Genomic DNA, 25,194 nt, shown 5'->3' on the forward strand with positions numbered 1-25,194 from the left:
CCATGCCCTTTGTTGTCTCAGGAAAGGTCCTTTTGGATGCCTCCCAGGCCAAGCAGGATCTGGTGGAGCTGAAGGGCACTAAGGACGCGACGGCGAAATCGGCCACGGTTCTCAGTTTCGAGGAGGAAAAGGCTGCCAGAAAGATCAAGCAGCTCGGCACGGCCGCCGATGCAGCGGCATCGCGAACCCGCGCTCTGGACGCATCTCAAGACGGATTGGCAAACCGCGCCGTTCGGGTAGGCCGCACCCATCAAGTCGCAGCCGGTCAAATCGGCAATATCACTGCGCAGTTCAATGACATTGGCGTCATGCTTGCCGCCGGGCAGAACCCGCTGCAGCTCGCTATTCAGCAAGGCACACAAATCACCCAGGCCTTTGGCGATGTAGGGGCTGCCGGGGCGGTGAACATGTTGCGCCAGGGCTTGTTGCGCATGATCAGCCCGCTGAACCTGATCACAATCGGAGGGCTTGCTGCAGGGGCCGCAACGATCCAGTGGATGCTCGGCTCGGCCGAGGCTGCCGAAACCCTGGAGGATCGTATTGAAGCAACGGGGGATGCCATCGAGGCATTCCAGAAGAAGTCCCAAAAGGCGCGTCTTGGCGTTGCCGACATGATTGAAGAGTTTGGCAGCGCCTCCCCGGTGCTGCGCCAGGTCCTTGCAGACATGGCCGCACTGGCCAAGATCGATGCTTTCCACGAAATCGACAAGACGACCGACAGCCTGCGCAATTTGGTGCTGGAAGCTGGGCTATTGGATGGCCGCTCATCCATGTCCATGGCACAGGATTTTCTCGGGATCGGCTCGGTCGGCCGCGCGAACCGGGAAGCCGGGCACCTCTTTGCCAGCAATCTGGAGCTGCTGAGCCGCAGCGAGGATATGGCGGTCAAATACGCCGCTGCCCTGGACGTGCGAAGCCAGCTCCTGGACGCCGCAGGCGGCCTTGAGGGGCTGAACTCAGAACAGCGCGAGTTCTACGATGGGCTGACCGCATTAATCCGTGACCTGGAGGTGTTCGGCGGTCGCATCCAGGAGCCTTGGCTAGAGCTGAAGGCGACGGGCACAGACCTCTGGAAAAGCCTGCAGACCTCTGCCGGTTCCTACCTCAATGAGCGCCTGAAGATCGAAACCGCTGCTCGCAACACAATTGCACAGCTCCAGACCGAAGCTGCCTTGCAGGAGGCAATCAAGGCCCATGGCGCGGGGAGTGTAGAGGCGGCGGAACTGCGCCTGGAGGCGGAGCGGCGGGCCTATCAGCAGCAGGTCGATGGTCAGGAAATATCCGAGGCGCTGAAAACCGAGTTGATGGCCGCCTGGGACGCAGCCAATGGCGTTGCCGAAGCCGATATGGCGGGGAACATTACCCTTGCCGCCGATGAAGCCCACCGGCTGAAAACCAACCTCCTGGCGGCTCGGGGAAATGAAATCCTGGGCCGCATCAGATCAAACCCCGATTACCACGATCCACGCGGCGAAAGCCCCGGCGCCGGAAAGCAGGACTATGTCTATCAGGATATGGATCTGCCAAGGGTCAACCTGCCCGCTAACCCGCGCAGCTCTCGTGGTCGTGGCGGCGCGAACCAGTTCGAGCAGGAACGCAAGGCCATTGAGCGGCTGATAGCTGCAGAGCGCCGCCGCCTAGATATCCTGAGGGAAACCGACCCCGTCATGCAGGAGATGATCCGGCATCGGGAAGCCTTGAAAGGCGCGACCGACGCCGAACGCGAGGCGGTTGAAGCGCTGGTCCGTGAACGGCTGGAAGAAGAAAAGGCCCTGCAACAGACCAAGGAAGCAGCCGATTGGCTGAAGGCCACAGGGCAAGACCTGGGCGTCGCTCTAATGTCCAGCGGCGATGCAGCCGCCGACGCCTGGGATCGCGTCAGGGAGGCGATCATCCGGGCCGCAGCCCAGGCGGTTCTGTTCGGCGATGGGCCTTTCGCCAAGATCCTCGGGACCGGAGGCGGTCTCTTTGGCGGTAGCGATGGAAAAACCAGCCTCCTGGGCCAGTTCGTTTCGGGTCTATTTGGCTTCGCAGATGGAACCGTCGGGATGATGGTCTACGGCGATGGCGGCAACCGGGACGACAAGGTGCCCGCCTGGCTGTCACCTGGCGAAAGTGTCATCACCGCCAAGGCAACCCGCAAATACCGCCCCCTGCTGCAGGCCATGAACGACGGTGTCGAGATCCCCGGTTTCGCATCCGGCACTGTTCCCGCCGGGGGAACCACATCCGCCCCGACATCGAGCGGAAGCGCCCAGGACCAGCCCTTAGCCCTGGTGCGGATCGCCCCGAGCCCTCTGTTTGAGGCCTACGTCGAGGAGACCGCAGGGCGCGTCTCGGTCGAAACCATCGACCACTATGACCGCACCGTGGCGCCAGACACTATTGACCGCCAGTTGAACGACCCATGGAGGCGCGGCTGATGCCCCTGCAGTACCCCCTTTCTCTCGCTGATTTCTTTGACACGTTGCCCGTCAAGAACGTGATCGCGCGACCGGGGCGAGCCGTCACGACCTCAGAAACCGGAGGCGGCGAATTCATCGCACACAATCGCGGTGCGCGGCTCTGGCATGGCAAGGTCGTCCTGGACAAGGACCACCACAGGTTTTGGGCCGCGACCGAGGCTGTCCTTTCTCTCCTGGAGGAAGCGGGTGCGTCCTTCCTTCTTTGGGACGTGCGGATGCGCGGCCCGATTGCCGACCCCGACAAGACACTCTTGGGAGCGGCAACCCCGGTCATCGCTGATGTGGCCGCCAACAATCGAGAATTGGATCTGTCGGGTCTGCCAGCCGGATACGTCCTGCAGCGCGGGGATCTGCTCGGGTTTCAATACGGCTCAAACCCGAAGCGCTACGCCTACCACCGCGTGGTCACCGGGGACACCGCAAGTTTGGGCGGCACGGCCCGCAACATCGAGGTTACGCCGTTCCTGCGCCCTGGCGCGATCGTTGGCACCTTTGTGACCCTTGGCACCCCGGTCTTGAAAGCTCGCCTATCGGAAGCTGACTACGGAGCCAGCCGGGCCGCGATCAGCGAAGGCGGGTCTTTCAACTGGATCCAGACATTGAGGTGAGCTGATGCCCGTTTTTGACGCAGTCGCACAAGCCCAGCTTTCAGAACGGCGCGGGACCAACGCCAAGGTCCTGCTGTGGTTTCAGGCGAAGAACCGCCAAACCGGGGCGCCGGAAACCCTTGGCTTTTGGAGCGGGGACGATCACCAGGAGTTTCTGATCGGGGGCGAGATCCGCACCTACTACGGCGCGGGCAACGTGATCGACGTTCCGCCGATTGTTGCCCGACCGGGTTTTCAGGTCCGTCACTACAGGGTGACCGTGCCCCCCTTCACCGATGAGGTGAAAATACTCCTGCAGCAGTACAAACCACGCCTCGCCGCCGTACAGATCCATTCCGTTCCGCTGGACATTGACACGGGATTGCCAATGGGAGCGCCAAAACGGGTGTTTAAAGGCTATTTAAACCAGGCCCCGGAAGAGATTGGCAGAAAGGGCGGCACCAGCCGAACGGAGCTGGTCCTTGTCTCGGGCGCGCGCAAGCTGACCTTTGGCTTGCCCCTGAAAAGGTCCAACGCCGAATTGCAGCGCCGCAACGCAAAGGATCGGGGCCGCGAGTATAGCGACGTCGCCGGGTCCTGGACTGTGCCCTGGGGGACCGGCTGATGACTGCACGTGTCGAACTCCTTTTTGCCTACCTGACAGAGATCCGCCAGAGTCGGCGCGGGTTCCGCCCTGGCACCCTTGATTGTGCACTGTTTGCCGCCGGTTGGGTCACCCGCTGCACCGGCCAAGACCTGGCGACAGATTGGGCCGGTGCCTATCGCACACTGGACGAAGGCAAGGCCAAGCTGAAGGCGCAGGGCCTCCCAGACCTCGCTGCCCTTGCCGCCCGGCATCTGCAAGAGATCGACGGATGGGAGCAGGCGCAGCCGGGCGATATTGCCGCCATCGATGAGGGCGGAGAGATTGCCCTGGGCATCGTGGGCGGGCCGCAAATCCACGTCATGACCCTGGACGGGCTCGACTATGTGCATCTGGGCCGGGCTACCCGGGTGTTCCGCCCATGATCGGGCGCACCCTGCATATCCTCGGCCTTGCCGTCCTAGCTGTCCTGGTCTTCGCAAGCCCGGCCTCCGCCGATCCCGTCACGGCGGTTCTGGCCGCCGTCGGGACCGCCTTCAAAGCGACGATTACAGTTGCAGCCCTGAAAGCGGCGGCAATTCGGTTCCTCGTGTCCACGGCGCTCTCCATGGCGCTCAAGAAGTACCAGCAGCGCAAACAGCGCGAGCCGGGCATACAGACGAGCCACACCACCACCGGCGGAACCGACCCGCAAGGAACCGTTCTGGGCCGCTATGCAACGGCCGGCCATCTGAACTACCACAACAGCCACGGCGGCGCGAATGTCTACCTGACCCATGTTGTCGAACTCGGGGACCTTCCCGGTGCCTCCCTCCGTAGGCTCATCATTGACGGCGAATACTCTGAGCTGGGCGAATGGGAAGACGGCCTGGGCTATCCGATCCTCACCAAATCCGAGGGCGTAACGAACCGCGCCTGGATCCGCTACTATGACGGCAGCCAGACCGAAGCCGACGCCAAGCTGGTAGAACACTATGGTGACGATGAAGAACGTCCCTGGACCGGCGACCACATTCTGACCGGGCTGAACTATGCCGTTCTGACCTTCTACCGGCGCGACCGTGTATTCCCCCAGGGGCGCCCTGAGTATCGTTTCGAATTGGATGGCCCCGCCTTCTATGACCTGCGCAAAGACAGCACCGCTGGCGGCGCTGGCACTCACCGCTGGGCCGACAAAAGCACCTGGGAGCCGACCGACAATCCCATGGTCATTGCCTACAATGTGCTGCGCGGGATTACCCTGCCCTGCGGCAGCATTTGGGGCGGCGACTTCCCCGCCGAGGATCTGCCCTTTGCCGAATGGGTCGCGGCAATGGACGCCTGCGACGTCGTCACTGGCCCGAACAATCGGCCTCGCTTCCGCGCCGGGTTTGAGGTCCGGTTTCAGGAACCCCCGGCGGATTTCCTGGACGAGTTGTTCTCGGCCGCAAACGCCGAAGTGGTCGAACTCGGCGGCTATTGGTATCCCCTGGTAGGCGGGCCAATCGGGGCCGACGCCGAAATCACCGACGACGACCTCCTGGTTTCGGAAAGCTGGCAGCACGATCCCTTCCCCGGCCTGGAAGGCACCTTTAACGCTGTCACGATCTCCCACCCATCACCTGGCGCCTTGTGGAACTCGACCACCCTGGAAACCATCGTCATGGACGACTTGATTGCAGAGGACGGGACACAACGGCTGTTCGAGCTGAAGCTTCCGATGGTCTTCAACTCGGCCCAAGGGCGCCAATTGGGCCACGCCCTCCTGAAGGAAAACCGCCGGTTTCGGTCTCATCGCCTCCCCCTGCCCGGTGAATACTTTGGCCTGCGCCCGCTTCGCGCCCTGAACTTGACCCTCGCGGACTATGGCTACGCCTCCAAGTCCTTCCGCATCACCGAGGTTGCCTATGACCTCCTGACCCTGAATGTCTCGGTCTCTTTGCGGGAAAGTGACCCCACGGATTTTGACCCGGATCTTGCCCTCGAGCTGCCAGACGTTCCCACTGTCACCGGCCCGGTCACGCCTGCCAATGTGAGCGTTTCGGGCCTCGCCGCCTATGGGGCCTCTTATCGGGACAACGCCGGGAACATCCGTGGCGCGGGTGTGCGTTTTGTCTGGGATGCAAGCCTTGAGGACATCGCCGAAGGGTTGGTGTTTCAGGTCAAGGCCAGTGGCCAAAGTGAGAAGGCCAGTGCCAGCACCGCCGATCTGTCGAGCGGCGAATTCACCTTTGGCCCGCTGATCCCCGCCACCGACTACCAGGTACGTGCTAAGCCCCTTAGCCGCCGCCGTGGCGTCGAATGGTCGGTCTGGCTTCCGGTCACCACGCCGGACGTGCGGATTTCATCGGGCGAGATATCTGAAGAACTATGGGAGGCCATTGGCGTCCAATCCGCCACCGTCACGGGCACCCTGCTTGCCGCGATTGAAGAAAACCGCATCGCGCCGCTGGAAAGCGAAATCCAGCGCGTGGACCGCCAACTGGAGCTGGAGGCGGTCCAGCAGCGCTCCTCGGCCGAGGCACTGGCGATCATCGGGGACAACATCCTTTGGGCCTATACGCGCCTTTCTGATGTAGAGAGCCGCCTGGCCGATGCCGGGATTACCGTGGATCCTGAAACCGGTAGTGTGCGGGTCTACGGTGTAGAGGAAAGCGCCCGGCAGATCAGCGAGGTAGAGCTGCGCGTCTCGGCGGCGGAGGCCTCGCTAACGCAGTCTGCCACCCGGGCCTGGGTCAACCAGCAAATCAGCTATGCCGTAACGGATCCGACCCAGATCCCGCTGCTCAATGACCTGCAGTTGATCGTCAACCGTGTAGTGGTGGATCTGAATGCAGCAAATGCACGGATCGATCTGAAATCGGATCAAACCATCGTGGATGGCCTTTCTGCCAGCCTTTTAAGCGCCTGGACCGAGATCAACGCGGCAAAGGCTACTTTGGCGTTAGGGGTGACGCGGGACGAATACAACACCCTGGAGGCCCGTCAGCAATCCGCAGAGTTCATTCTCAACAGCTTGAATGGCCCGTCCATCAGCCAATCTGTGGCGGATACCCGGTATCTGGCCAATGCCCAGGCCATGGCAGACATGGCCTCTTTGGCGGATCTGATCGCAGGCTATGAGCAAGGCGAGGCCTTGCGCCGCGATATTGCCTATGCGGCCCAGGACATTCGGGCGCGGGTGGATGCGGATCGCGTGGCCCGCGCCGCTGCAGAAACTCGCCTCGGTGCCGAAATCGAAGGCAATCTGGCCCTGCTGAAGGAAGAGCAAAGGGTACGCGCGGATCAAAACAGCGCGCGTGTCTCCGAGATCACAACGCTGCAGGCCACCACCGCCGCGCAGGCGGGCGCCATTACCGAGATCAACAGGGTCGCGGCTAACAGCGCATCCGGCATCGCCCGCGCTGTGCATCAGATGCAGTTGGACGTTGAAGCCGTGGAAGGCGAGATCTCGACCACGGCGGATGCGCTCCAAGGGGTGATCACCCGTGTGACCGCAAATGAGGCTGATATTCTGGCAGTCAGTCAATACGCCCTGGATCTGAACACGCGGCTGGCCAATGCCGAGACCGGCCTCGCCGGGCAGGCACAGGCGCAACAACAGATCACCGCACGGGTGACAGGTAATGAGAATACTCTGTCTGTCCATAGCCAGGAGTTGAACGCCCTCCGGGCCGAGATTGACGACCCCGTCACCGGCACCACCGCTCTGGCCACTGCGATCCACCAGGTGGATGCGCAGGTGGTTCAACAGGGCGACGATATTAAAGCTGAGACCGCCGCACGCGTTCAGTTGGCCACCGAGGTAGGAGAGAACCGGTCCGAGGTGGAAGAGGTGAGCCAAACGGTAGATGGCATCATGGCCGAGAAGGCCTGGCGGCTGAATGTCAACGGACACGTGGCTGGCATGGTAGCTCGCGTTGATCTGGATGATAACAACGTGCCGGTTGGTCAGATCGGTTTCGTCTCTGATATTTTTCGGATCGTTTCGCCAGATGGCGCGCATAGCCGATCCCCCTTCATCGTCTACACTAGCGATTTCGTGGTGGATGGCGTGACGGTTCCGGCGGGCGTCTACCTGCGACGCGCTGCGATCAGAAATGCTTTCATCACCCGCGCCATGCTGGAGCGCGCCATTATAGGTGCGGCGGAAATTGAGGACGCCTCCATCGACACCCTCCATTTGGCCGGTCAGGCGGTCACGGTTCCGGGGCACCAGTTTGAGGCGGGGCCGGTGTCACCTGGGGGCAGCTTTTCCCAGGCTTGCAAGCTGACGTTTGCCCGTCACGCGGGGTTTCCGACGAAGGTTGACGTTAGCTTTCATCATACCGGGATCGCTGCATCATCGCGCCTTCAGGTGCAGATCACGCGCCAAATCGGCAGCGGCTCTGAAACCGTGCTGCGGTCCTTCACATTGGGCTTTGGTGGTGAGTTTGGCCGGTTGGAGGCCTTGACCATCGAAGACGCCAACACCGCCGGTGGCAACACGAAATACCGGGTGAATGTGGCCAGGGTCGGCAGCCTGGACCCTGGCGAAACCGCGCCGCTGGTGCGGGACATTTCAATCTACGCAACGCAGTTCAAACGATAGGAGGGCTGGGGAATGGCCTGGGAAAAGACAGGAACAGTCGACTATACACAAGGGTCACCCATCGTGACCGGAACCGGCACGAATTGGTTTTCGGGCCTTCAATCGGGCTGGGTGTTCATGGGGGCAGATTTCAGCCTCTACGAGATCTTGACCGTGGATAGCGCAACGCAGATCACGCTGGCGCAGAACTATCGGGGGGCTACGGCAACCGATCAGTTCTATGCAGCCATTCCGACGATGGCGATGGCTCACGCTCTCGGGGCATCAGCCCAGGCGCTGCTGAGTGATTTTCAGGCCGCCAAGGACCTGCTGGCGGGCGGGTATTTCGGCACCTCTCTCGCTGCCTTCAACACGGATCGCGACACAGGGGTTAAGCTGGTCGGTGAAAACCAGATCGGCCTCCAGGCCGGGGGCGTGCTGGGCCTTCTTCTTGCCAACGGCGCCGTGGGCATTGGCACCGCTGCGGGGCTGGAGGGCAGCCTCACCCTTGCAGATTTTCTCAACATCCGGCGCAACGCTGACGGCTGGCTCTTGAAGCATCAGCGGACGGATGGGAGCCAGTCGTGCGGCCTGAAATCGTTCGGCCATTCCAGTGCCGTAGGGTTGCAGGCTGTCACAAATGATGCCGTCAGGATGACCCTCTCCAATGCTGGTAGAATGGGTATGGGGACGACCGATCCAGACCACTACATCGATATCCGACCAGTCGCCTATTCCCATAGTCAATCCGGCGGCATTCAGATCGGCTCGACAGGCGGCCAATGGAAAGGTGGGCTATTTCTTGCGTCCAATAGCGGTGGATCTCCAAGAATGGTTCTCCGCGTCCCCGCTGACAACGCAGGCGCTTCATACGATTCCATTATTTGCAACCACAGCGAAATGAAGCTGCGCACACTTGGTGCTGATCGGGTGGTCGTCGATAGCCTCGGAAAGGTTGGTGTCGGGGTGGCCAGCCCCACGGCAATGGTTCATGCCGCGAACGCAGGCCAATGGGATATCGGCTTTCGGGCAAGCATGACGAATGCCGCCTATAGTTCAAACGTTATGCGCGCTGAGGTAACGCGGGCGGCATCGTCCGATTTCTACTTCCTCGTTTGTCAGGCCAGCGGTGGCGCGGACAACGTCACGCTGATGCGCGGCGATGGCACCAATACCACGGATGGCACCTGGGGAACCACTGGCGCGGACTATGCCGAATTCTTTGAGTGGCTGGACGGGAACCCGGCTGGCGAGGATCGGCGGGGGCTTTCCGTGGTCCTGGTCGGCAACAAGATCCGCCCGGCCCAGCAGGGGGAAGATCCTTTCGGCGTCGTCTCTGCCACCCCCTCGGTTGTGGGAGATACCGACAACGACCAGTGGCGCGGAAAGTACCTGCGGGACGATTTTGGTTCTCACGTTTGGGAGGAATATGAGACCGTAACTTGGACTGAGATCGTCACCGAGGCGGAGACGGTTCTGGAGCAGGCCACAGAGGAACAAGTCATCACCCACGAGGTGATCGAGGTGGTGGATGGGGTGGCGGTCAAGAAAACCGTCACCGAGACCGTGCAGGTTCCGCTGTTTGATGAGTTCCCGCTGGTGGATGAGACAGGCAATCCGGTGATGATCACGCGCGTGGAGAAGATGGCTGATGGCTCAGAAAACCATATCGAGGTTCAGGCGGTCCACCGGGAGCCGCGCATGGTCGATGTGGTCAAGGAAACCACCAAGGAGGAAGAACGCTCCTATGCTGCCGATGAGGTGCCCGAGGGCGTTACCATTCCGGCTGATGCTGTGCGTGTTACGCAGCGGCGCCGCAAGCTGAACCCCGATTTCGATCCCTCGCAAGAATACACCCCGCGCGCCGAGCGGGTCGAGTGGGACACCGTGGGCCTTATGGGCAAGCTGCGGGTTCTCAAAGGCCAGCCCGTAGGCGCCCGCTGGATCAAGATGCGAGATATCAGCGATAACGTTGAAGAGTGGCTGGTGCGATGATGCCCCAAACCGCCCGCCCCTAGCGGGGGGCCAAGGGGCGCACCAACGCCCCTCGACACGGGGATCAAATTCCTACACCTGACCCCGCCGACCAGCAATAGCTTCATGGCCGCCCCCTGCCCTCGCGAGGGTGCGGTATCAATGGAGTGATTCCACTTGAACCTGCAAGACCAGCGTTGCGACAACTGTCGCAGGTTGCTATTCAAGATCGAGCCTGGCGCCCTATCCGGCGCCCTGGCTATCAAGTGCCCCAGATGCAAGGCACATACCATTCTGAGGCCGCAGACGAGCCCTTCACCCAAGCGCCAGACCACCGAGCGCGACGGAAAGGAGGGCCAACATGCCCGCATCCAGCAAGATCGAACTTCCCCCGCTCCCGGCAAAGTCGCCCGGCAAACCCACAGGAAAGCGGTATAAGCGCCAGTTCGGCGTCATTGTCCTTGCCGAGGACGAACCCGCCCAAAAAGCCCTGTTCGAAGACCTGAAGGCGCAAGGCCATAAATGCCGGGTGGTGAACACATGAAAATCGAGATCCACCACCCCGCGCCCATTCCCGCGACCTACCGCGCAGCCCGCGTCTCCAGCATGTTCAACGTCGAAGGGGACGCGGACTTCCGCCTGTCCGTCGACGCTGATTTGTCGGCGCGGCCCTGGCAGGTCGGCCTGATCGTCGGCCCATCGGGAACCGGCAAGACCTCCCTGGGGCGCAAGTTGTTCGGCCGGAAGATCGAGCGCGCGCCCCGCTGGCCCAAGGACGCGGCCCTGATCGACGCAATTGCACCCGAATCGGAAATGGACGGTGTGACCGCCGCGCTGGCCGCAGTGGGCCTCGGTACGGTTCCGAGCTGGCTGCGCCCTTTCCATTGCCTGTCAAACGGCGAGCAGTTCCGGGCAAATCTGGCGCGGCTCTTGTGCGAACGCCCCAAGCTGGCCGTAGTCGATGAGTTCACCTCGACCATCGACCGGCACGTGGCCCGGATCGGCGCGGCCGCCTTTGCCAAGGCTTGGCGCCGGGGCAAGGGGCAGTTCGTGGGCGTCACCTGTCACGAAGACGTTGTGCCCTGGCTCCAGCCCGACTGGGTGATCGATACCCGCTCGGCCGAGTTCAAATGGAGGCGTCTTCGACGTCCCCCCAGCCTCACAATGGACATTCACAAAACCGATGGTTCCTTCTGGTCCCTGTTTGAGCCGCATCACTACCTAAAGCTGCCCCGCATGGTGGCGGCCGACTACTACGTCGGTTTCGTGGACGGCGCCCCCGTCGCGCATATCGCCTTCAGCCCGCGCCCCGGCCTGGTCGAAGCAAGGGCCTGCCGCCTAGTCATCATGCCCGAATGGCAAGGCGCGGGGCTGGGCATCCGCTTCCTAAACGAGTTGGCCGCGCTCTGGCGGCGGGGCGTTAACCGCTACGGCAAACCCCTGCCGACCCTTTTCCACACGTCCCACCCAGGCCTCGCTGCCGCGCTTCGAGGCCAACCGCTCTGGCACCAGACCTCGGCCGTGCTGGGGAGCAAGGGCACCAGAGGGGCCGCGTTGAAAGGCAAAATTGGCGGTCATATGCGCGCAGTACAGGGGTTCCGCTATGTCGAAGAATGACCCCCGCCGCGTCGCGGTAGTCGGCTGCTCGTGGCTGGCGGCCGAGACACTTGTGCGCATCGCAGCCTCCGGCTTCGAGGTATGCCTGATCACCGAGCCCGGAGAGCGCAAGCCAATCGAAACGGCAGACTGCCTAGGACTGCGCTACGCCGTGAAGGATAGGCGCTTACCGCTCCGAGCATCCGACTTGCCGTGGCGGCCGGATCTGATCGTATCGGCGCATTCCTTCCGGATCTTGCCGGATTGGTTCATAGGGATCGCCAACCTGGGCGCCATCGGATACCACCCGTCCCTATTGCCCAAGTACCCTGGGCGCAACGCGATCAGGGATTGCCTAGCAGACGGCGCCCGGATCACGGGGGGGACGGTGTACTGGCTGACGGAAAAGGTCGACGGCGGCCCGACTGTAGTAGCCGACGGCACCCGACTGCAGGACAGGGTGCAGGTCTTGCCGGGTGAAACTGCGTTGGGCCTTTGGAAGCGCGCCCTTGCCCCCTTGGGCGCGGGCCTTTTGCATAGGGGCGCTTGTTCCATCCTCCGGTGATGCCCCTCCCCTATAGCGAAAGCGGGCCTCGGCAGGCCCCCTTTCACCCCCCTTTCAATTGCCCTTTAAACGCCCTTTAATCGGCCCGCCGTCGGGCAGGTTTAAACGGTTTCGGCTGCGAATTTCCGATTTCTGCAATTTGCGGTGTCCCGAAGCCGTCGTGCCGAAAGCGTTGGGGCACACCGCCCCGAGGCTAGAAATCCACCGGCAAAAGCCCTAGAAAGGTGGGGATTTCGCAAAAACGAGTTGCTGCAATGGGAAGTGTCCCGCACTGCAACGCGAAGTGTCCCGCTACACTACACACACTGGCACGATAAATTACTGTATTCTTTCAAATGGGTAGACGATTAATGTAAAAAACATTCACATACCCTCTTGCGATGCGACCACCGCGCCTCAATATTGGAGATGTAAAAGAGATTTACATCAACCCAAACCGGAGGTCCCGATGACAAGTATCACCCCCACCGCAACCGCCCCTCATGCGCCGGGCCATCCACAGGGGTGGTTCTCGCGCAGCGAAGCCTGGCTGGACAGCAAGGGCAAAGGCGCCTGGATTGCCGCCATGGTGCTGGGCTTTGTGTTCTTCTGGCCGATCGGCCTTGCCCTTCTGTTTTACATGATCTGGAGCAAACGCATGTTCAAAAAATCCTGCCGCAACCGCAAACCCTGGGCCCATCACGGCATGCATGCGATGCGCTCCAGCGGCAACAGCGCCTTTGACGCCTACAAGGCCGACACCCTGCGCCGCCTGGAACAGGAACAGGACGACTTCAACGCCTTCCTGGAGCGCCTGCGCGAAGCCAAGGACAAGGCCGAGTTCGACCAGTTCATGGCGCAACGTGCAGCTGCGGCGGCCGAGGAAGCGAGCGACGGCGACGAGAAAACCGCCTGATCCCTGCCACACCGCCAAAGCCCCGCCTGTCTAGGGCGGGGCATTCCTGCTACACCGCCCGTTCAACACCACAGGATCCCGAGATGCCCGCCCTGCCCGACCCCGACTACCAGGCCGAGTTCTACGAAATGGTCACCGCCAAGCGCCTCTTTGCCTGGCTGATCGACAGCGTCATCATTATGGGTCTTGCCGCCGTGGCGGTTGTGCTGACAGCCTTTGTCGGACTGTTTATCTGGCCGCTGCTCTATCTGACCATCGGCTTTGCCTATCGCACCCTCACCATTGCAAGTGGCTCCGCAACCCTTGGCATGCGCTTTGCCGGGATCGAGCTGCGCGACCTGTCCGGGCACCGCCTGGATCTGCAGATGGCGACCCTGCACTCGGGCGCCTATACGGTTGCGCTGATCGTTCCCATCCTGCAGATCGTCTCGATCCTGATGATGCTGACATCCGCACGCGGCCAGGGCCTGGGCGATGCCTTTCTCGGCACGGTCATGTTGAACAGGCGCCACCGCAGCGGCTGAACGCGGTGCTTCGGCCGCAAAGAAACCAGTGTGAAACCATTTTGCCCATCCACCCTTGGCGCGCGGGTTGGTCGTTGTTATCCTGATAGGTAACACTTTGCCGTTTCGTACATCCGTTCTGGACCTTATCCCGCCCCCATGCGTCACACCCTCCCGATAGCACCGCAGTTCTATGTGACGGCGCCTCAGCCCTGCCCCTATCTGGACGGGCTGATGGAGCGCAAGCTCTTCACGGCCTTGCAAGGCGACGGGGTGGAGCAGTTGAACAACAGCCTGTCGCAACAGGGGTTCCGGCGTTCTCAGAACGTGCTTTATCGCCCGTCCTGCTCGGACTGTTCCGCCTGCCTGTCGGCCCGGATCAACGTGGCGGAGTTCACGCCTAGTCGCGGTCAGAAGCGGACGATGCGGCGCAACCAGCATCTGATGCGGCGTGCGACCTCCCCCTGGGCGACCGAAGATCAATACCAGCTGTTCCGCCACTATCTGGACAGCCGTCATTCCGATGGCGGCATGGCCGATATGGATGTCTTCGAATATGCCGCCATGATCGAGGAAACGCCAATCCGCAGCCGGGTTGTCGAATACACCGACCGCGGCAGCAACGCCCTGACCGCCGTGTCCCTGACCGATGTTCTGGAAGACGGGTTGAGCATGGTCTACTCCTTCTATGATCCGGATCAGCCGCAGAACTCCATCGGCACCTACATGATCCTGGATCACATCGAGATCGCCCGCGAGGCCGGGCTGCCCTATGTCTATCTGGGCTATTGGGTCAAAGGCAGCCCGAAGATGGGATACAAGATGAAGTTCTCCGGGCTGGAGCTTTATCACGGCGGCGCCTGGAAGCCGCTGCGGGAAATCGAGGAGGAGAGCGAGGCGGCCACCGGCCCGGCGCCCCGCACGATTTCCGAAGAGGTCGCCAATATCCAGCTGCCGCAGCAACCGGCGCACAAGCCCGGCTGAACCAGGCGCGCGCCCGGTGACGGGCCTTGCTTGAGCGCCCCCTTTCGCTTTGACGCAGCGTCCCGGCTTCATGCGGTGCTTTCGTTTGTCCCCGCGCGCCGCATAGGCTTGGGACAAAGGGAGACTATGAGACATGATACCGGACGCTTCACAGACGCAGACCTTCGAAGTCTGCAAGACCGACCTGGCGCAGCATCGCCTCACCGCTTGCGCGACAGCCACGCCCGCAGCTGGAGAGATCACCGTACGCATTGAGCGATTTGGCCTGACCGCCAACAATATCACCTATGGCGTGGTCGGGGAGCGGATCGGATATTGGAAATTCTTCCCCACGAAAGACAGCGATTGGGGCGTTCTTCCGGTCTGGGGCCTGGGGATCGTCGAAGACAGTTCGGTAACGGGCATCACCGCCGGGGAAAGGCTGTTTGGCTACTGGCCCATGGCGTCGCAGGTGACCCTGCAACCGCAGAAGGTCACCGCAGAGCGCTTCTTCGATGGCGCGGCGCACCGGCAGGCGCTGCCCGCCGTCTACAATCGCTATCTTCGCCTGTCGAACGACCCGGCCTATGACCCGGATCTCGACGATCTGCGCATGGTCCTGTGGCCGCTCTATGCGACCTCCTACTGCCTGTATGATTTTGCCAAGGACAATGACTGGTTCGGCGCCCAGCAGGTGCTGATCGTCTCCGCCTCCTCCAAGACCGGGATCGGCACCGCCTATGCCCTTAAGGAAGACCCGCAGGCCCCGCCGGTGCTGGCGCTGACCTCGGCCGGAAATGCAGACAAGGTTCGTGCGCTCGACCTATATGATCAGGTCATGACCTATGACGACATCGAAACGGCCCTCTCGGCGGAGCGCCCGACCCTGATCATCGACATGTCCGGATCCGGCCCGGTGATCAACCGCCTGCACCGGCACCTGGGGGCGGCGATGCGCTACACCAGCCACGTGGGGCTGACCCATTACGACGATGCCGGGATGGGGGCCGATTACATCCGCGACCGCAGCGCCATGTTCTTTGCTCCCGGCCATATTGCGAAACGTGGAAAGGACTGGGGAGCAGGCGAATTCGATCGCCGCTCGGCGGCCTTCTGGGAACGGGCCGCCAAAGCCAGCACCCAGTGGTTGACCCTCTCCCACGGCAGCGGAGCCGAGGCTGTGACCTCCGCCTATCAGGAGGTCCTGGAGGGACGCACCCCTGCCGACAGGGCCTGGACCCTGTCGATGGGCTGAAGGCCAGCGCAATGAACGGAACAAAAAAGGGGCCCATGCAGGGCCCCTTCGTTTTCTCGCAGGCTGATCTGATCAGCTTGGCATCAGTGCCGGTACGATGGTCACGATCGAGGGGAACAGCCACAGGATCGCCAGACCCGCCACCTGGATCAGCACGAAGGGCAGAACCCCGCGATAGATATGACCCGTTGTCACCTCTTTCGGTGCAACCCCGCGCAGGTAGAACAGCGCAAAGCCGAAGGGCGGTGTCAGGAACGAGGTCTGCAGGTTCACCGCAACCATGATGGTCACCCATTTCGGATCGAAGGACCCGCCATAGATCACCGGTCCGACGATCGGGATCACGATGTAGATGATCTCGAGGAAGTCCAGAACGAAGCCCAGGAAGAACAGCACCAGCATCACGATCAGGAAGACCGTCATCTCGTTGTCAAAGCTCTTCAGGAACTGCTGGATATAGTGTTCCCCGCCAAAGGAGATCACCACCAGGTTCAGGAGCTGCGAGCCGATCAGGATGGTGAAGACCATCGAGGTCACCTTGGCCGTCTCCCGCACGATGGGGGTCAGCACCCCGCCACGGAACAGGACCCAGCAGCCGAACAACAGGCCAAACAGCGCATAGAGATAGGCCGCATAGGCAAAGAAGAAGGCCACCCAGCTCTCGAAGGAGACATTGTCCTGGTTGATCCGCAGGTCGAAGTTCACCCCGATCAGGATGCAGATGATCACCGCGAAGGTAGACCCGATGATGATCTTGCCCGAGCGTCCCTCGTCCTGCAGACGGCGATAGGCCGCCAGCATGATGGCACCACCGGCCCCCAGCGCCGCAGCGGGCGTCGGGTTGGTGATCCCGCCCAGGATCGACCCCAGCACTGCCACGATCAGAACCAGCGGCGGGAAGACCACCCGGATCAGATCGTTGCGCGCGCAGCGGATCGCCGCCTCCTTGCAGCCATAAAGCGCAATCGCCAAAGGCAGCAGGATCAGCAGCACGGTCGCCCCGGCAGAGGTCGTCGGCGCAATCAGCAGGATATCGACGAGCGCCAGCAGCAACAGGCCGATGGCCCCCAGGATCAGCGGTTTGCCATCGCGCGACGGGGCAACCCCGCGACCAACGGCCAGAACCAGACCCAGAAGCACCATGATCACGGTGATGCCGGTGCCGATCGGCGCCGCATTGGCGATCTTGGCAGCCTTGGCTTCGGCGATCTGCTCTTCGGTCAGACGCTCGGCCGAAGCAACACCACCTGCGGCATCAATGGCTTCCTGTTCCGCCACCGCGGCATCCCAGGCCTCCTGACCGTGCAGGTCGATCATCGACGCCTTGCACTCTTCTCCGACCGAGGTGCGCAGCGATGCGGTCTGACCGGCATCGGAGAAGCTGGAGACGCTGATGTTCTGCGACCCGATGATGCCAAGGGATCCCAGCAGCAGCGCACCACCGATGATGGCCGCGGGCGCGCCCAGGAACCAGGTCAGGGCCTCGTTGCGGGTGATCGGCTCATCGCTGGCACTGCCCATTTCCACGGCAGGCGCCTTTTCCGGGTTCAGCAGGGCAAAGCCGAAGGCATAAAGCGCATAGAGCAACGCCAGCATGATGCCCGGCAACAGGGCGGCCTGGAACAGGGTGCCAACCGACACCACGGCAGGTTCACCGAGGAAGGTCAGCGCATCGGTACAGCCTGCTTCCTGCGCACGGGTTTCCTGTGCGGTGGAGTAGAGGTCGCCCGCCAGGGTGCCCAGCAGAACGATCACGATGGAGGGCGGAATGATCTGCCCCAGCGTGCCCGAGGCCGCGATCACACCGGTGGCCAGTTCCGGGCTGTAGTTGTTGCGCAGCATGGTCGGCAGGGCCAGCAGGCCCATGGTCACCACGGTTGCGCCCACGATCCCGGTGGAGGCCGCCAGGAAGGCGCCCACAACCACGATGGAGACCGCGAGACCGCCCGGCAGCGGGCCAAAGACGCGCGCCATGGTGGTCAGCAGATCGTTGGCGATCTTCGAACGCTCCAGCGTGATGCCCATCAGGACGAACATCAGCACCGCCAGCAGCGTCTCGATCGACGCCCCGGCCAGAACCCGCTCGTTCATACGGTTCACGATGAAGGAGACGTTGCGATCGAGCGCGGTTTCCCAGCCCTGCACGAACACATGTTCGGCAACGCGTGGAAGATCCGGATATCGGAAGATCGAGATCGTATCGGGTTTGACGCCCGAGTTCACCAGATCCCGATAGACCTGCGACGAGGTATCGATCGCCTGGTGGACAAGAAGGCCGGCACTGTCGAGTGCGGCGATGATCCCGAAGGAGATGATGCCGGCACCGCCGATGGCAAAGGCCACCGGGAAGCCGGAGAGAATGCCTCCGAAAAGGCAGAGAAATACGATGATCAGGCCGATTTCGACGCCATCAAGACCGAATAGCATGTCAGCTGTCCCTTAGGTTAATGCGCGCCTTCATAGGCTTCTTCACCCTCTCCAAGGCTATCCTTGTCGAGGTATTTGTTTTCACTTGCCGGGCCTTCGATGAACTCCAGCAGGGAGCGGTAGAAGAAGGCAATGGCATGCAGGAAGACGATGCCGGCAAAGGTGACCAGCAGGATCTTGAACAGGAAGTACCCGTTGAACCCGTTGGGGCTGAAGCCGATGGTTTCCACGTTCCAGCGCAGGGCACGGGCTTTCATCACCAGGCGATCCAGCGCGTCCGACGCCGAGGGTTTCGGGACGATCAGGTGGCGCCACAGGAAGAACCAGCCATACATCCAGGTCAGCACGGCGGCGGGCATCATGAAGATCAGCGATCCGACCATGTCGACCACGCGCTTGGCCCGGAAGCTGATGCCGGAATAGATCAGGTCGACGCGCACGTGACCGCCCTGCACGAATGTGTAGGCAACGCACATGCAGACGACGAGCGCATTATAGAGCTTCAGCTCCTCGGCGAACCAGGAGATGTCCATCTGCAATTCGATCCCAAGGCCGAAGCTCATGTCCGGACGGGCAAAAACCCGCTGCATGAACACGATGATGATCTGCTGGATCACCATCAACAGGCCTGCCCAGGCGAACAGACGCCCGGTGCCATTGGCAAAGCCTTCCAGACCACGCACCACGGCCCACATGACCTGACGTCGGTACAGACCGACCCCGGTCAGCACCAGGAAGGCGGTGAACACAACAAAGAAGAACTCGACCGAGCCGCCATAGTAGACAAAGCGCATCAGCGACTGCTTGTCCTCGACGGAGTTCAGCCCATCGGTCCAGGCCAGCCAGCTGCTGGTATTGGAGAGCGCATAGCCGAGATTGTAAAAGGCGCCGGCGATGTTCTGGCCTAGCCAGAGCAGACCACCCCCTATGGCGCCGAAAGCGGAAATGCCAGTTTCTTCCTGCATTTTTCCCCCGGGATCATTGATTGCCACGGGTCAGACGGCATCACGCGTTCCTTACCGCGTTTTGCTCTTCACCCGGATGCAACGGAAAAGGGATCCCCCGCACGGGTGGCGGAGGATCCGATGAATGCGATTGAGGCGCTTTAGCCCAGAACGCGGTCGCGCTGCGCGGTGTAGGAACCGGAAGACAGGTTCAGCCACGCCGAGGAGGACTTCATGGAAGCCATTGCGCTGTCGTGGATCTTCTTGAACAGGTCGTCGCCCATGTTCTCTTCCATGACCTCTTTGGAGGCCTGGCCGAAGGCATCCCAGACGCTGTCGGGGAATTCCATGACCTTGACGCCGCCGGCCTGCAGACGCTGCAGAGCTGCACCGTTGTTGGCCAGGAACTGGCTCAGGTTCCACTGGTGGCATTCACCCGAGGCGATTTCGATGATCTTCTGATGCGCGGGGCTCAGGCTCTCGAAGACGTCACGGTTGGTTGCGACCGACAGACCTGCGCCCGGCTCGTGGAAACCAGCGGTGTAGTAGGTCTTGGTGATTTCCTGGAAGCCGGCCTTTTCGTCCGCCCAGGGACCGATCCACTCGGTGCCGTCGATGGCGCCGGAGGACAGGGCCTGATACACTTCGGAGCCCGGAATGTTCTGGACGGAAGCGCCCAGTTTGCCCAGAGCCTTGCCGCCCAGGCCCGGCATACGGAACTTCAGACCGTTGAAGTCGTCGGGGCTGTTGATCTCTTTGGAGAACCAGCCGCCTGCCTGTGCACCGGTGTTACCCGCCAGGAAGGATTTCAGACCGAAGATCTGACCCAGCTCGTCATGCAGCTCCATACCGCCGTCCTGGTAGTACCAGTTGGCCAGTTCCTGCGCGGTCATGCCGAAGGGAACCGCGGTGAAGAAGGCATAGCCCGGGTGCTGACCCACGAAGTAGTAGTCGGCACCGTGGTACATGTCGGCCTGACCCGAGGAAACGGCGTCAAACACTTCAAAGGCGCCAACCAGTTCGCCGGCCGCTTTGATGTCGACGGTCAGGTTGCCGTCGGACATTGCGGTGATGTTGTCGGCAACGCGCTGTGCAGCGTCAAACACGCCAGCCAGGCCACGACCCCAGGTGGTCACCATGGTCAGGGTGCGCTTGCCCTGGGCATAGGCCGGGGCTGCCAGGGTGGATGCTGCAGCGGCGGTACCGCCCAGCGCAGAGGTTTTCAGAAAGGAACGACGATCCATGTTTTTTTCCTCCCAAAGTATATGGATTGCCCACGGACATGCCGCAGGCGGATCGGTTCGAGTGGAGCTACCCTAGCCAGACCACCGGCCTTGTGAATACCTAGTACTGCGTAGTTCCGGACCTTTTTTGGTGTTTTCAGATCCATATGTTGCACAAAATTCCGGCTGAGACTTCTTTTGTTACGCAAGCAAGCGCGTTTTCCGGCACTCTCTGCCCTTGCTTTCGGTTTTTGATTGCATAACGATTCGCATCTCATCACGTTGCAACGCCCGGACAGCCTCATGCCCCTGCTTCACCGCCTCTTTCGGCCAAACTACGCGCAAAAACTGTCCCTGCTGGCCGCGATACCGCTGGTGCTCGCCGTGGCGGCGATCGCCCTGCTGGTTGCCCATCAGTCGCGGGCCCTGGCCGAGCGGGAGATCAAGGCGCTGGAACAGCAGTTGATCGAGGCCAAGAAGGCCGAGTTGCGCAACTATGTGACCCAGGCGCGCAACGGCTTTTCCTATATCTACGGTCTGGCCAGCCCGGACGACGAAGAGGCCAAGGAACAGGTGACCCAGATCCTCAGCGCGATGATCTACGGGCAGGACGGGTTCTTCTTTGTCTATGACTACGACGGCAACAACCTGGTCAGCCCGCGCCAGACCGATTTCATCAACCAGAACTGGCGCGGATTGACCGACAGCCAGGGCACGCCGGTGGTGGATACCTTCATTGACCAGGCCCGCCAGGGCGCCGGGTGGCACAGTTTCATGTGGGAAAAACCCTCGACCGGCAAAGAGGCGCAGATGATCACCTATGTGGTCGGCCTGCAGGACTGGCAATGGGCCGTGGGCACCGGCGTCTTCATCGACGATATCCTCGCTTCGGTCGCCGCCGCCCGTGCCGAGGTGGAAAGCAGGGTCCAGCGCACCTTCCTCTATATCGGCGGCATTACCCTGGTGGCGCTGCTCTTTGTCTTTGCCTCCGGCATGGGGCTGAACATTCGCGAGCGCCGCCTGGCAGATGCCAAGCTGAAGGAACTCACCCAGCGGGTCTTTGACGCCCAGGAAGAAGAGCGCGGCCGCGTCGCGCGAGAACTCCATGACGGGATCAGCCAGATCCTGGTCGGCGTGCGCTATGCGCTGGACAACGCCCGCCGCCGCCTGATGCGCGGCGATCACGATGGCGCCTCCGATCCGCTGGACAAGGGGATCGAACACCTTGGCACCGCCATCGCCGAGGTGCGACGGATCAGCCGCGATCTGCGCCCCGGCGTGCTGGATGATCTCGGCCTTGGCCCGGCGCTGAAGGCGCTCACGGATGATTTTGCAACCCGGACCGGGATAGAAACCGAATTCACCACCGTGGTCTTCCGCAACCGGCTGGATCAGGACGCCAAGATCGCCCTTTATCGCATCGCGCAGGAAGCGCTGACCAATATCGAACGCCATGCCGAGGCCACCCGGGTCAGCATTGACCTGCGCGGCCATGCCCGCGGCGCCACCATGCGGATCAGCGACAATGGCCGTGGCCTGCCCCTCAAGAAACCGTCATCGGGGCCGGGAATCGGGCTCCGCAACATGCAGGAACGGATCGATCAGCTTGACGGCAGCTTGCGGATTCTGTCATCAGGGGGAACCCAAAGCGGCACGGTGATCGAGGCCACACTGCCTTTGAGCCACCTGCTGCCGCCGGGCAACGAGGCATCGTCGAAACGGGTATCGTAACGGTGTCGCGGGGGATCCGATCCGTCGGGCGTCTCTGATCGACAAACAGGCTGTTAGGGGATGGCTTTTGCTGCAAGACATGCATGACAAACCGGTCCGGGTGCTGATCGTCGATGACCACCCGATGGTCGCCGAAGGCATTCAGTCGATCCTGGAAAGCTATGACGACATCCAGGTGGTTGGCTCCCTGACCGACGGCGAAGAGGCCGTCGCCCGTATCACCGATCTGACACCGGATGTGATCCTGATGGATCTGAACATGCCGCGCCTGGGCGGGCTCAGCGCCACCGAGATCATTCTGGAACGCAGCCCCGGCACCCGCATCCTGATCCTGTCGATGCATGACAGCCCCGAGTATATCTCGACCGCGCTCAGCCATGGGGCCATGGGCTATGTGCTGAAAGATGTCCCCACCGAAGCCATCAAGGACGCCATCGATGCGGTGATGCGCGGGGAGCGCTATCTCTGCACCGGCGCCGAAGGCTCGCTTAAACCCAAGGACAACGAGGCCCGCGAGGCACTGACCGGGCGCGAACAGACCATCCTGCTGGAACTTGCCCAGGGCAAATCCAACAAGGAGGTCGCCCTGACGCTGGATATCTCGGTGCGCACGGTTGAAACCCACCGCAAGAACATCAAGCGCAAGCTGGGGATCTCCAGCACCGCCGGGCTGACCCGCTACGCCCTGCAACATGGCGTTCTTCAGGGTACTGGGGTGGGGCTCTGACCCACTGGCCCTAAGCGCCTGTGCCTGCCCGCCCCCCTGCCCGCCATCTGCGCCGCTGTTGCACTGCAGCATGGCTATCCGCCCTGCCACCCGCCCCGATGTTTACGGAAATGTCGCCACTCCCCCGGTTTGGCGCAAGAAAATGTCTCCGGATGGGCATTTTTGATGGGTTTGCCTGTTGACGCCCCGTACTGCCGGTCCTAGTCTGCGCTGCAACGCAAAAGAGGAGCCTCACGGCAAATGACTTCCCTAGTCGTCATTGTAGGAACCAAGCGCATGGGCCGGTAACGGTAGACCATAATCTGACCCATGCGCCTCCGACCAGAAAATCGGGGGCTTTTTTTATGCGGAATGGACGTTGCCGCCAACTGGAGCAAAAGCAGATGAAACGTGAAATGACCGGCGCAAAAATGGTTGTCCAGGCTCTGAAGGATCAGGGTGTGGACACGGTATTCGGATACCCCGGTGGCGCCGTGCTTCCGATCTATGACGAAATCTTCCTGCAGAACGATATTCGGCACATTCTGGTCCGCCACGAGCAAGGCGCGGTACATGCCGCCGAAGGCTATGCGCGTTCGACCGGGAAGCCCGGCGTTGTGCTGGTGACCTCGGGCCCCGGCGCCACCAATGCGGTGACCGGCCTGACGGATGCGCTGCTCGATTCCATTCCGCTGGTGGTTCTGACCGGCCAGGTACCCACCTTCATGATCGGCTCGGACGCCTTTCAGGAGGCAGATACCGTCGGCATCACCCGCCCCTGCACCAAGCATAACTGGCTGGTGAAAGACACCGACAAGCTCGCGGGGACCCTGCATGAAGCCTTCCACGTGGCAACCTCCGGCCGCCCCGGCCCGGTTCTGATCGACATCCCCAAGGACGTGCAGTTTGCAACCGGCCCCTATAGCGGGCCGAAGCCTGCCGCCTCGCACTACCAGCCGCCCGTGAAGGGCGACATGGAGGAGATCACCGAGCTGGTCGCCGCCATGGAAACCGCCAAACGCCCGGTGTTTTATACTGGTGGCGGCGTCATCAACTCCGGCCCCGGCGCCAGCCAGCTGCTGCGCGAACTCGTGGATGCAACCGGCTTCCCGGTGACCTCCACCTTGATGGGGCTGGGCGCCTATCCGGCCTCGGGCGAAAACTGGCTGGGCATGCTGGGCATGCATGGTCTTTACGAGGCCAATATGGCGATGCACGACTGCGATCTGATGATCAACATCGGCGCGCGGTTCGATGACCGGATCACCGGCCGCATCGATGCCTTCAGCCCCAAATCCCTGAAGGCGCACATCGATATCGACCCCTCCTCGATCAACAAGGTGATCCGCGTGGACATCCCGATCGTGGGTGATGTGGGCCATGTGCTGGAAGACCTTCTGAAGGTCTGGAAGGCGCGCGGCCGCAAGACCAACAAGGAAGCGTTGGCCAAATGGCAAGCCAAGATCGCCGATTGGCGCAAGGTGAACTGCCTTGCCTACAAACCCTCCGAAGGCACCATCAAGCCGCAATATGCCCTGCAGCGCCTTGAAGAGCTGACCAAGGGCCACGACCGCTATGTCTGCACCGAGGTGGGCCAGCACCAGATGTGGGCCGCGCAGTTCCTCGGCTTTGAGGATCCCAACCGCTGGATGACCTCGGGCGGGCTTGGCACCATGGGCTATGGCTTCCCGGCCTCCATCGGCGTGCAGATGGCACATCCGGATGCGCTGGTGATCAACGTGGCAGGCGAGGCGTCATGGCTGATGAACATGCAGGAGCTGGGCACCGCAGCACAATACCGCCTGCCGGTGAAACAGTTCATCCTCAACAACGAACGCCTGGGCATGGTACGCCAGTGGCAGGAGCTGCTGCATGGCGAACGCTACAGTCATTCGTGGTCCGAAGCGCTGCCCGATTTCGTGAAGCTCGCCGAGGCCTTTGGCGCCAAGGGCATCCTCTGCACCGATCCCAAGGATCTGGACGATGCCATCATGGAGATGATCAACCACGACGGTCCGGTGGTCTTTGACTGCCTGGTGGAGAAGCACGAGAACTGCTTCCCGATGATCCCCTCGGGCAAACCCCATAACGAAATGCTGCTGGGCGACGCCGAGACCCAGGGCGCCATTCAGGCAGGTGGCGCGGTGCTGGTCTGATCCACACTGCCCCCTTTCACGAAATTGACGGGTTCGACGACTGAGCCGCGG

Annotated in this window: 20 protein-coding genes; 17 read left to right on the plus strand and 3 right to left on the minus strand. The window is 61.8% G+C overall.

The genetic code is table 11. From position 1 onward, the window contains the following. Positions 1 to 2 precede the first annotated feature (2 nt). The 14 genes from PXK01_RS16700 to PXK01_RS16755 all read left to right on the plus strand — a co-directional run bounded on the left by PXK01_RS16700 (position 3) and on the right by PXK01_RS16755 (position 15,956). Positions 3 to 2,423, plus strand: a complete 2,421-nt coding sequence (locus PXK01_RS16700; protein WP_274860971.1) for a phage tail length tape measure family protein — start codon at positions 3 to 5, stop codon at positions 2,421 to 2,423. Then, the gene (locus PXK01_RS16705; RefSeq protein ID WP_274860972.1) at positions 2,408 to 3,073 is read left to right on the plus strand and encodes a hypothetical protein; all 666 of its coding nucleotides are present in this window, start codon (positions 2,408 to 2,410) and stop codon (positions 3,071 to 3,073) included. The genes PXK01_RS16700 and PXK01_RS16705 overlap by 16 nt, the downstream gene beginning before the upstream one ends. Positions 3,074 to 3,077: 4 nt before the next feature. Next, positions 3,078 to 3,677, plus strand: a complete 600-nt coding sequence (locus PXK01_RS16710; protein WP_274860973.1) for a hypothetical protein — start codon at positions 3,078 to 3,080, stop codon at positions 3,675 to 3,677. Beyond that, positions 3,677 to 4,081, plus strand: a complete 405-nt coding sequence (locus tag PXK01_RS16715) for a DUF6950 family protein (RefSeq protein WP_274860974.1) — start codon at positions 3,677 to 3,679, stop codon at positions 4,079 to 4,081. The genes PXK01_RS16710 and PXK01_RS16715 overlap by 1 nt, the downstream gene beginning before the upstream one ends. After that, positions 4,078 to 8,226 (plus strand): hypothetical protein, encoded by a 4,149-nt coding sequence (locus PXK01_RS16720; RefSeq protein WP_274860975.1) that lies wholly within the window; start codon positions 4,078 to 4,080, stop codon positions 8,224 to 8,226. The genes PXK01_RS16715 and PXK01_RS16720 overlap by 4 nt, the downstream gene beginning before the upstream one ends. A gap of 12 nt (positions 8,227 to 8,238) precedes the next feature. Continuing rightward, on the plus strand, positions 8,239 to 10,200 hold the full coding sequence (locus tag PXK01_RS16725) for a peptidase G2 autoproteolytic cleavage domain-containing protein (protein WP_274860976.1): 1,962 nt from the start codon (positions 8,239 to 8,241) through the stop codon (positions 10,198 to 10,200). A gap of 156 nt (positions 10,201 to 10,356) precedes the next feature. Further along, positions 10,357 to 10,617 carry a Com family DNA-binding transcriptional regulator gene (locus PXK01_RS22015; protein WP_446728460.1) on the plus strand — a complete coding sequence of 87 codons (261 nt, stop codon included), beginning with the start codon at positions 10,357 to 10,359 and terminating at the stop codon, positions 10,615 to 10,617. Continuing rightward, positions 10,541 to 10,723: a hypothetical protein gene (locus tag PXK01_RS16730; protein WP_274860979.1), complete on the plus strand. Its 183-nt coding sequence runs from the start codon at positions 10,541 to 10,543 to the stop codon at positions 10,721 to 10,723. The genes PXK01_RS22015 and PXK01_RS16730 overlap by 77 nt, the downstream gene beginning before the upstream one ends. Then, positions 10,720 to 11,796, plus strand: a complete 1,077-nt coding sequence (locus tag PXK01_RS16735) for an ABC transporter ATP-binding protein (RefSeq protein WP_274860981.1) — start codon at positions 10,720 to 10,722, stop codon at positions 11,794 to 11,796. Before PXK01_RS16730 ends, PXK01_RS16735 begins: the two co-directional genes overlap by 4 nt. Beyond that, positions 11,783 to 12,340, plus strand: a complete 558-nt coding sequence (locus tag PXK01_RS22020; protein WP_446728461.1) for a formyltransferase family protein — start codon at positions 11,783 to 11,785, stop codon at positions 12,338 to 12,340. The genes PXK01_RS16735 and PXK01_RS22020 overlap by 14 nt, the downstream gene beginning before the upstream one ends. 448 nt (positions 12,341 to 12,788) lie before the next feature. Continuing rightward, positions 12,789 to 13,235: a DUF2852 domain-containing protein gene (locus tag PXK01_RS16740; RefSeq protein WP_274860982.1), complete on the plus strand. Its 447-nt coding sequence runs from the start codon at positions 12,789 to 12,791 to the stop codon at positions 13,233 to 13,235. Between the two features lie 83 nt (positions 13,236 to 13,318). Then, positions 13,319 to 13,759: an RDD family protein gene (locus tag PXK01_RS16745; RefSeq protein ID WP_274860983.1), complete on the plus strand. Its 441-nt coding sequence runs from the start codon at positions 13,319 to 13,321 to the stop codon at positions 13,757 to 13,759. 138 nt (positions 13,760 to 13,897) lie between these two features. Next, the gene (locus tag PXK01_RS16750; RefSeq protein WP_274860984.1) at positions 13,898 to 14,722 is read left to right on the plus strand and encodes an arginyltransferase; all 825 of its coding nucleotides are present in this window, start codon (positions 13,898 to 13,900) and stop codon (positions 14,720 to 14,722) included. Positions 14,723 to 14,855: 133 nt separating this feature from the next. Then, positions 14,856 to 15,956, plus strand: a complete 1,101-nt coding sequence (locus tag PXK01_RS16755; protein ID WP_274860985.1) for a DUF2855 family protein — start codon at positions 14,856 to 14,858, stop codon at positions 15,954 to 15,956. 72 nt (positions 15,957 to 16,028) lie between these two features. On the opposite strand, the gene PXK01_RS16760 is transcribed toward PXK01_RS16755, so the two are convergent. The 3 genes from PXK01_RS16760 to PXK01_RS16770 all read right to left on the minus strand — a co-directional run bounded on the left by PXK01_RS16760 (position 16,029) and on the right by PXK01_RS16770 (position 20,571). Continuing rightward, positions 16,029 to 18,383 (minus strand): TRAP transporter large permease, encoded by a 2,355-nt coding sequence (locus tag PXK01_RS16760; RefSeq protein ID WP_274849244.1) that lies wholly within the window; start codon positions 18,381 to 18,383, stop codon positions 16,029 to 16,031. Positions 18,384 to 18,400: 17 nt separating this feature from the next. After that, the gene (locus PXK01_RS16765; RefSeq protein WP_274860986.1) at positions 18,401 to 19,348 is read right to left on the minus strand and encodes a TRAP transporter small permease subunit; all 948 of its coding nucleotides are present in this window, start codon (positions 19,346 to 19,348) and stop codon (positions 18,401 to 18,403) included. A 140-nt stretch (positions 19,349 to 19,488) separates the two neighbouring features. Continuing rightward, positions 19,489 to 20,571: a TRAP transporter substrate-binding protein gene (locus PXK01_RS16770; RefSeq protein WP_274849241.1), complete on the minus strand. Its 1,083-nt coding sequence runs from the start codon at positions 20,569 to 20,571 to the stop codon at positions 19,489 to 19,491. A 282-nt stretch (positions 20,572 to 20,853) separates the two neighbouring features. Between PXK01_RS16770 and PXK01_RS16775 the strand changes: the two genes are divergently transcribed. The 3 genes from PXK01_RS16775 (at position 20,854) to PXK01_RS16785 (ending at position 25,143) form a co-directional block, all read left to right on the plus strand. Continuing rightward, complete coding sequence (locus tag PXK01_RS16775; RefSeq protein WP_274849240.1) at positions 20,854 to 22,281, plus strand: cache domain-containing protein; 1,428 nt, start codon at positions 20,854 to 20,856, stop codon at positions 22,279 to 22,281. A 79-nt stretch (positions 22,282 to 22,360) separates the two neighbouring features. Next, positions 22,361 to 23,008 (plus strand): response regulator transcription factor, encoded by a 648-nt coding sequence (locus tag PXK01_RS16780; RefSeq protein WP_274849254.1) that lies wholly within the window; start codon positions 22,361 to 22,363, stop codon positions 23,006 to 23,008. Positions 23,009 to 23,391: 383 nt separating this feature from the next. Next, positions 23,392 to 25,143 carry an acetolactate synthase 3 large subunit gene (locus PXK01_RS16785; RefSeq protein WP_274849238.1) on the plus strand — a complete coding sequence of 584 codons (1,752 nt, stop codon included), beginning with the start codon at positions 23,392 to 23,394 and terminating at the stop codon, positions 25,141 to 25,143. Positions 25,144 to 25,194: the final 51 nt, after the last annotated feature.

This window comes from Phaeobacter sp. PT47_59, from assembly GCF_028890025.1.
GTDB lineage: Bacteria > Pseudomonadota > Alphaproteobacteria > Rhodobacterales > Rhodobacteraceae > Phycobacter.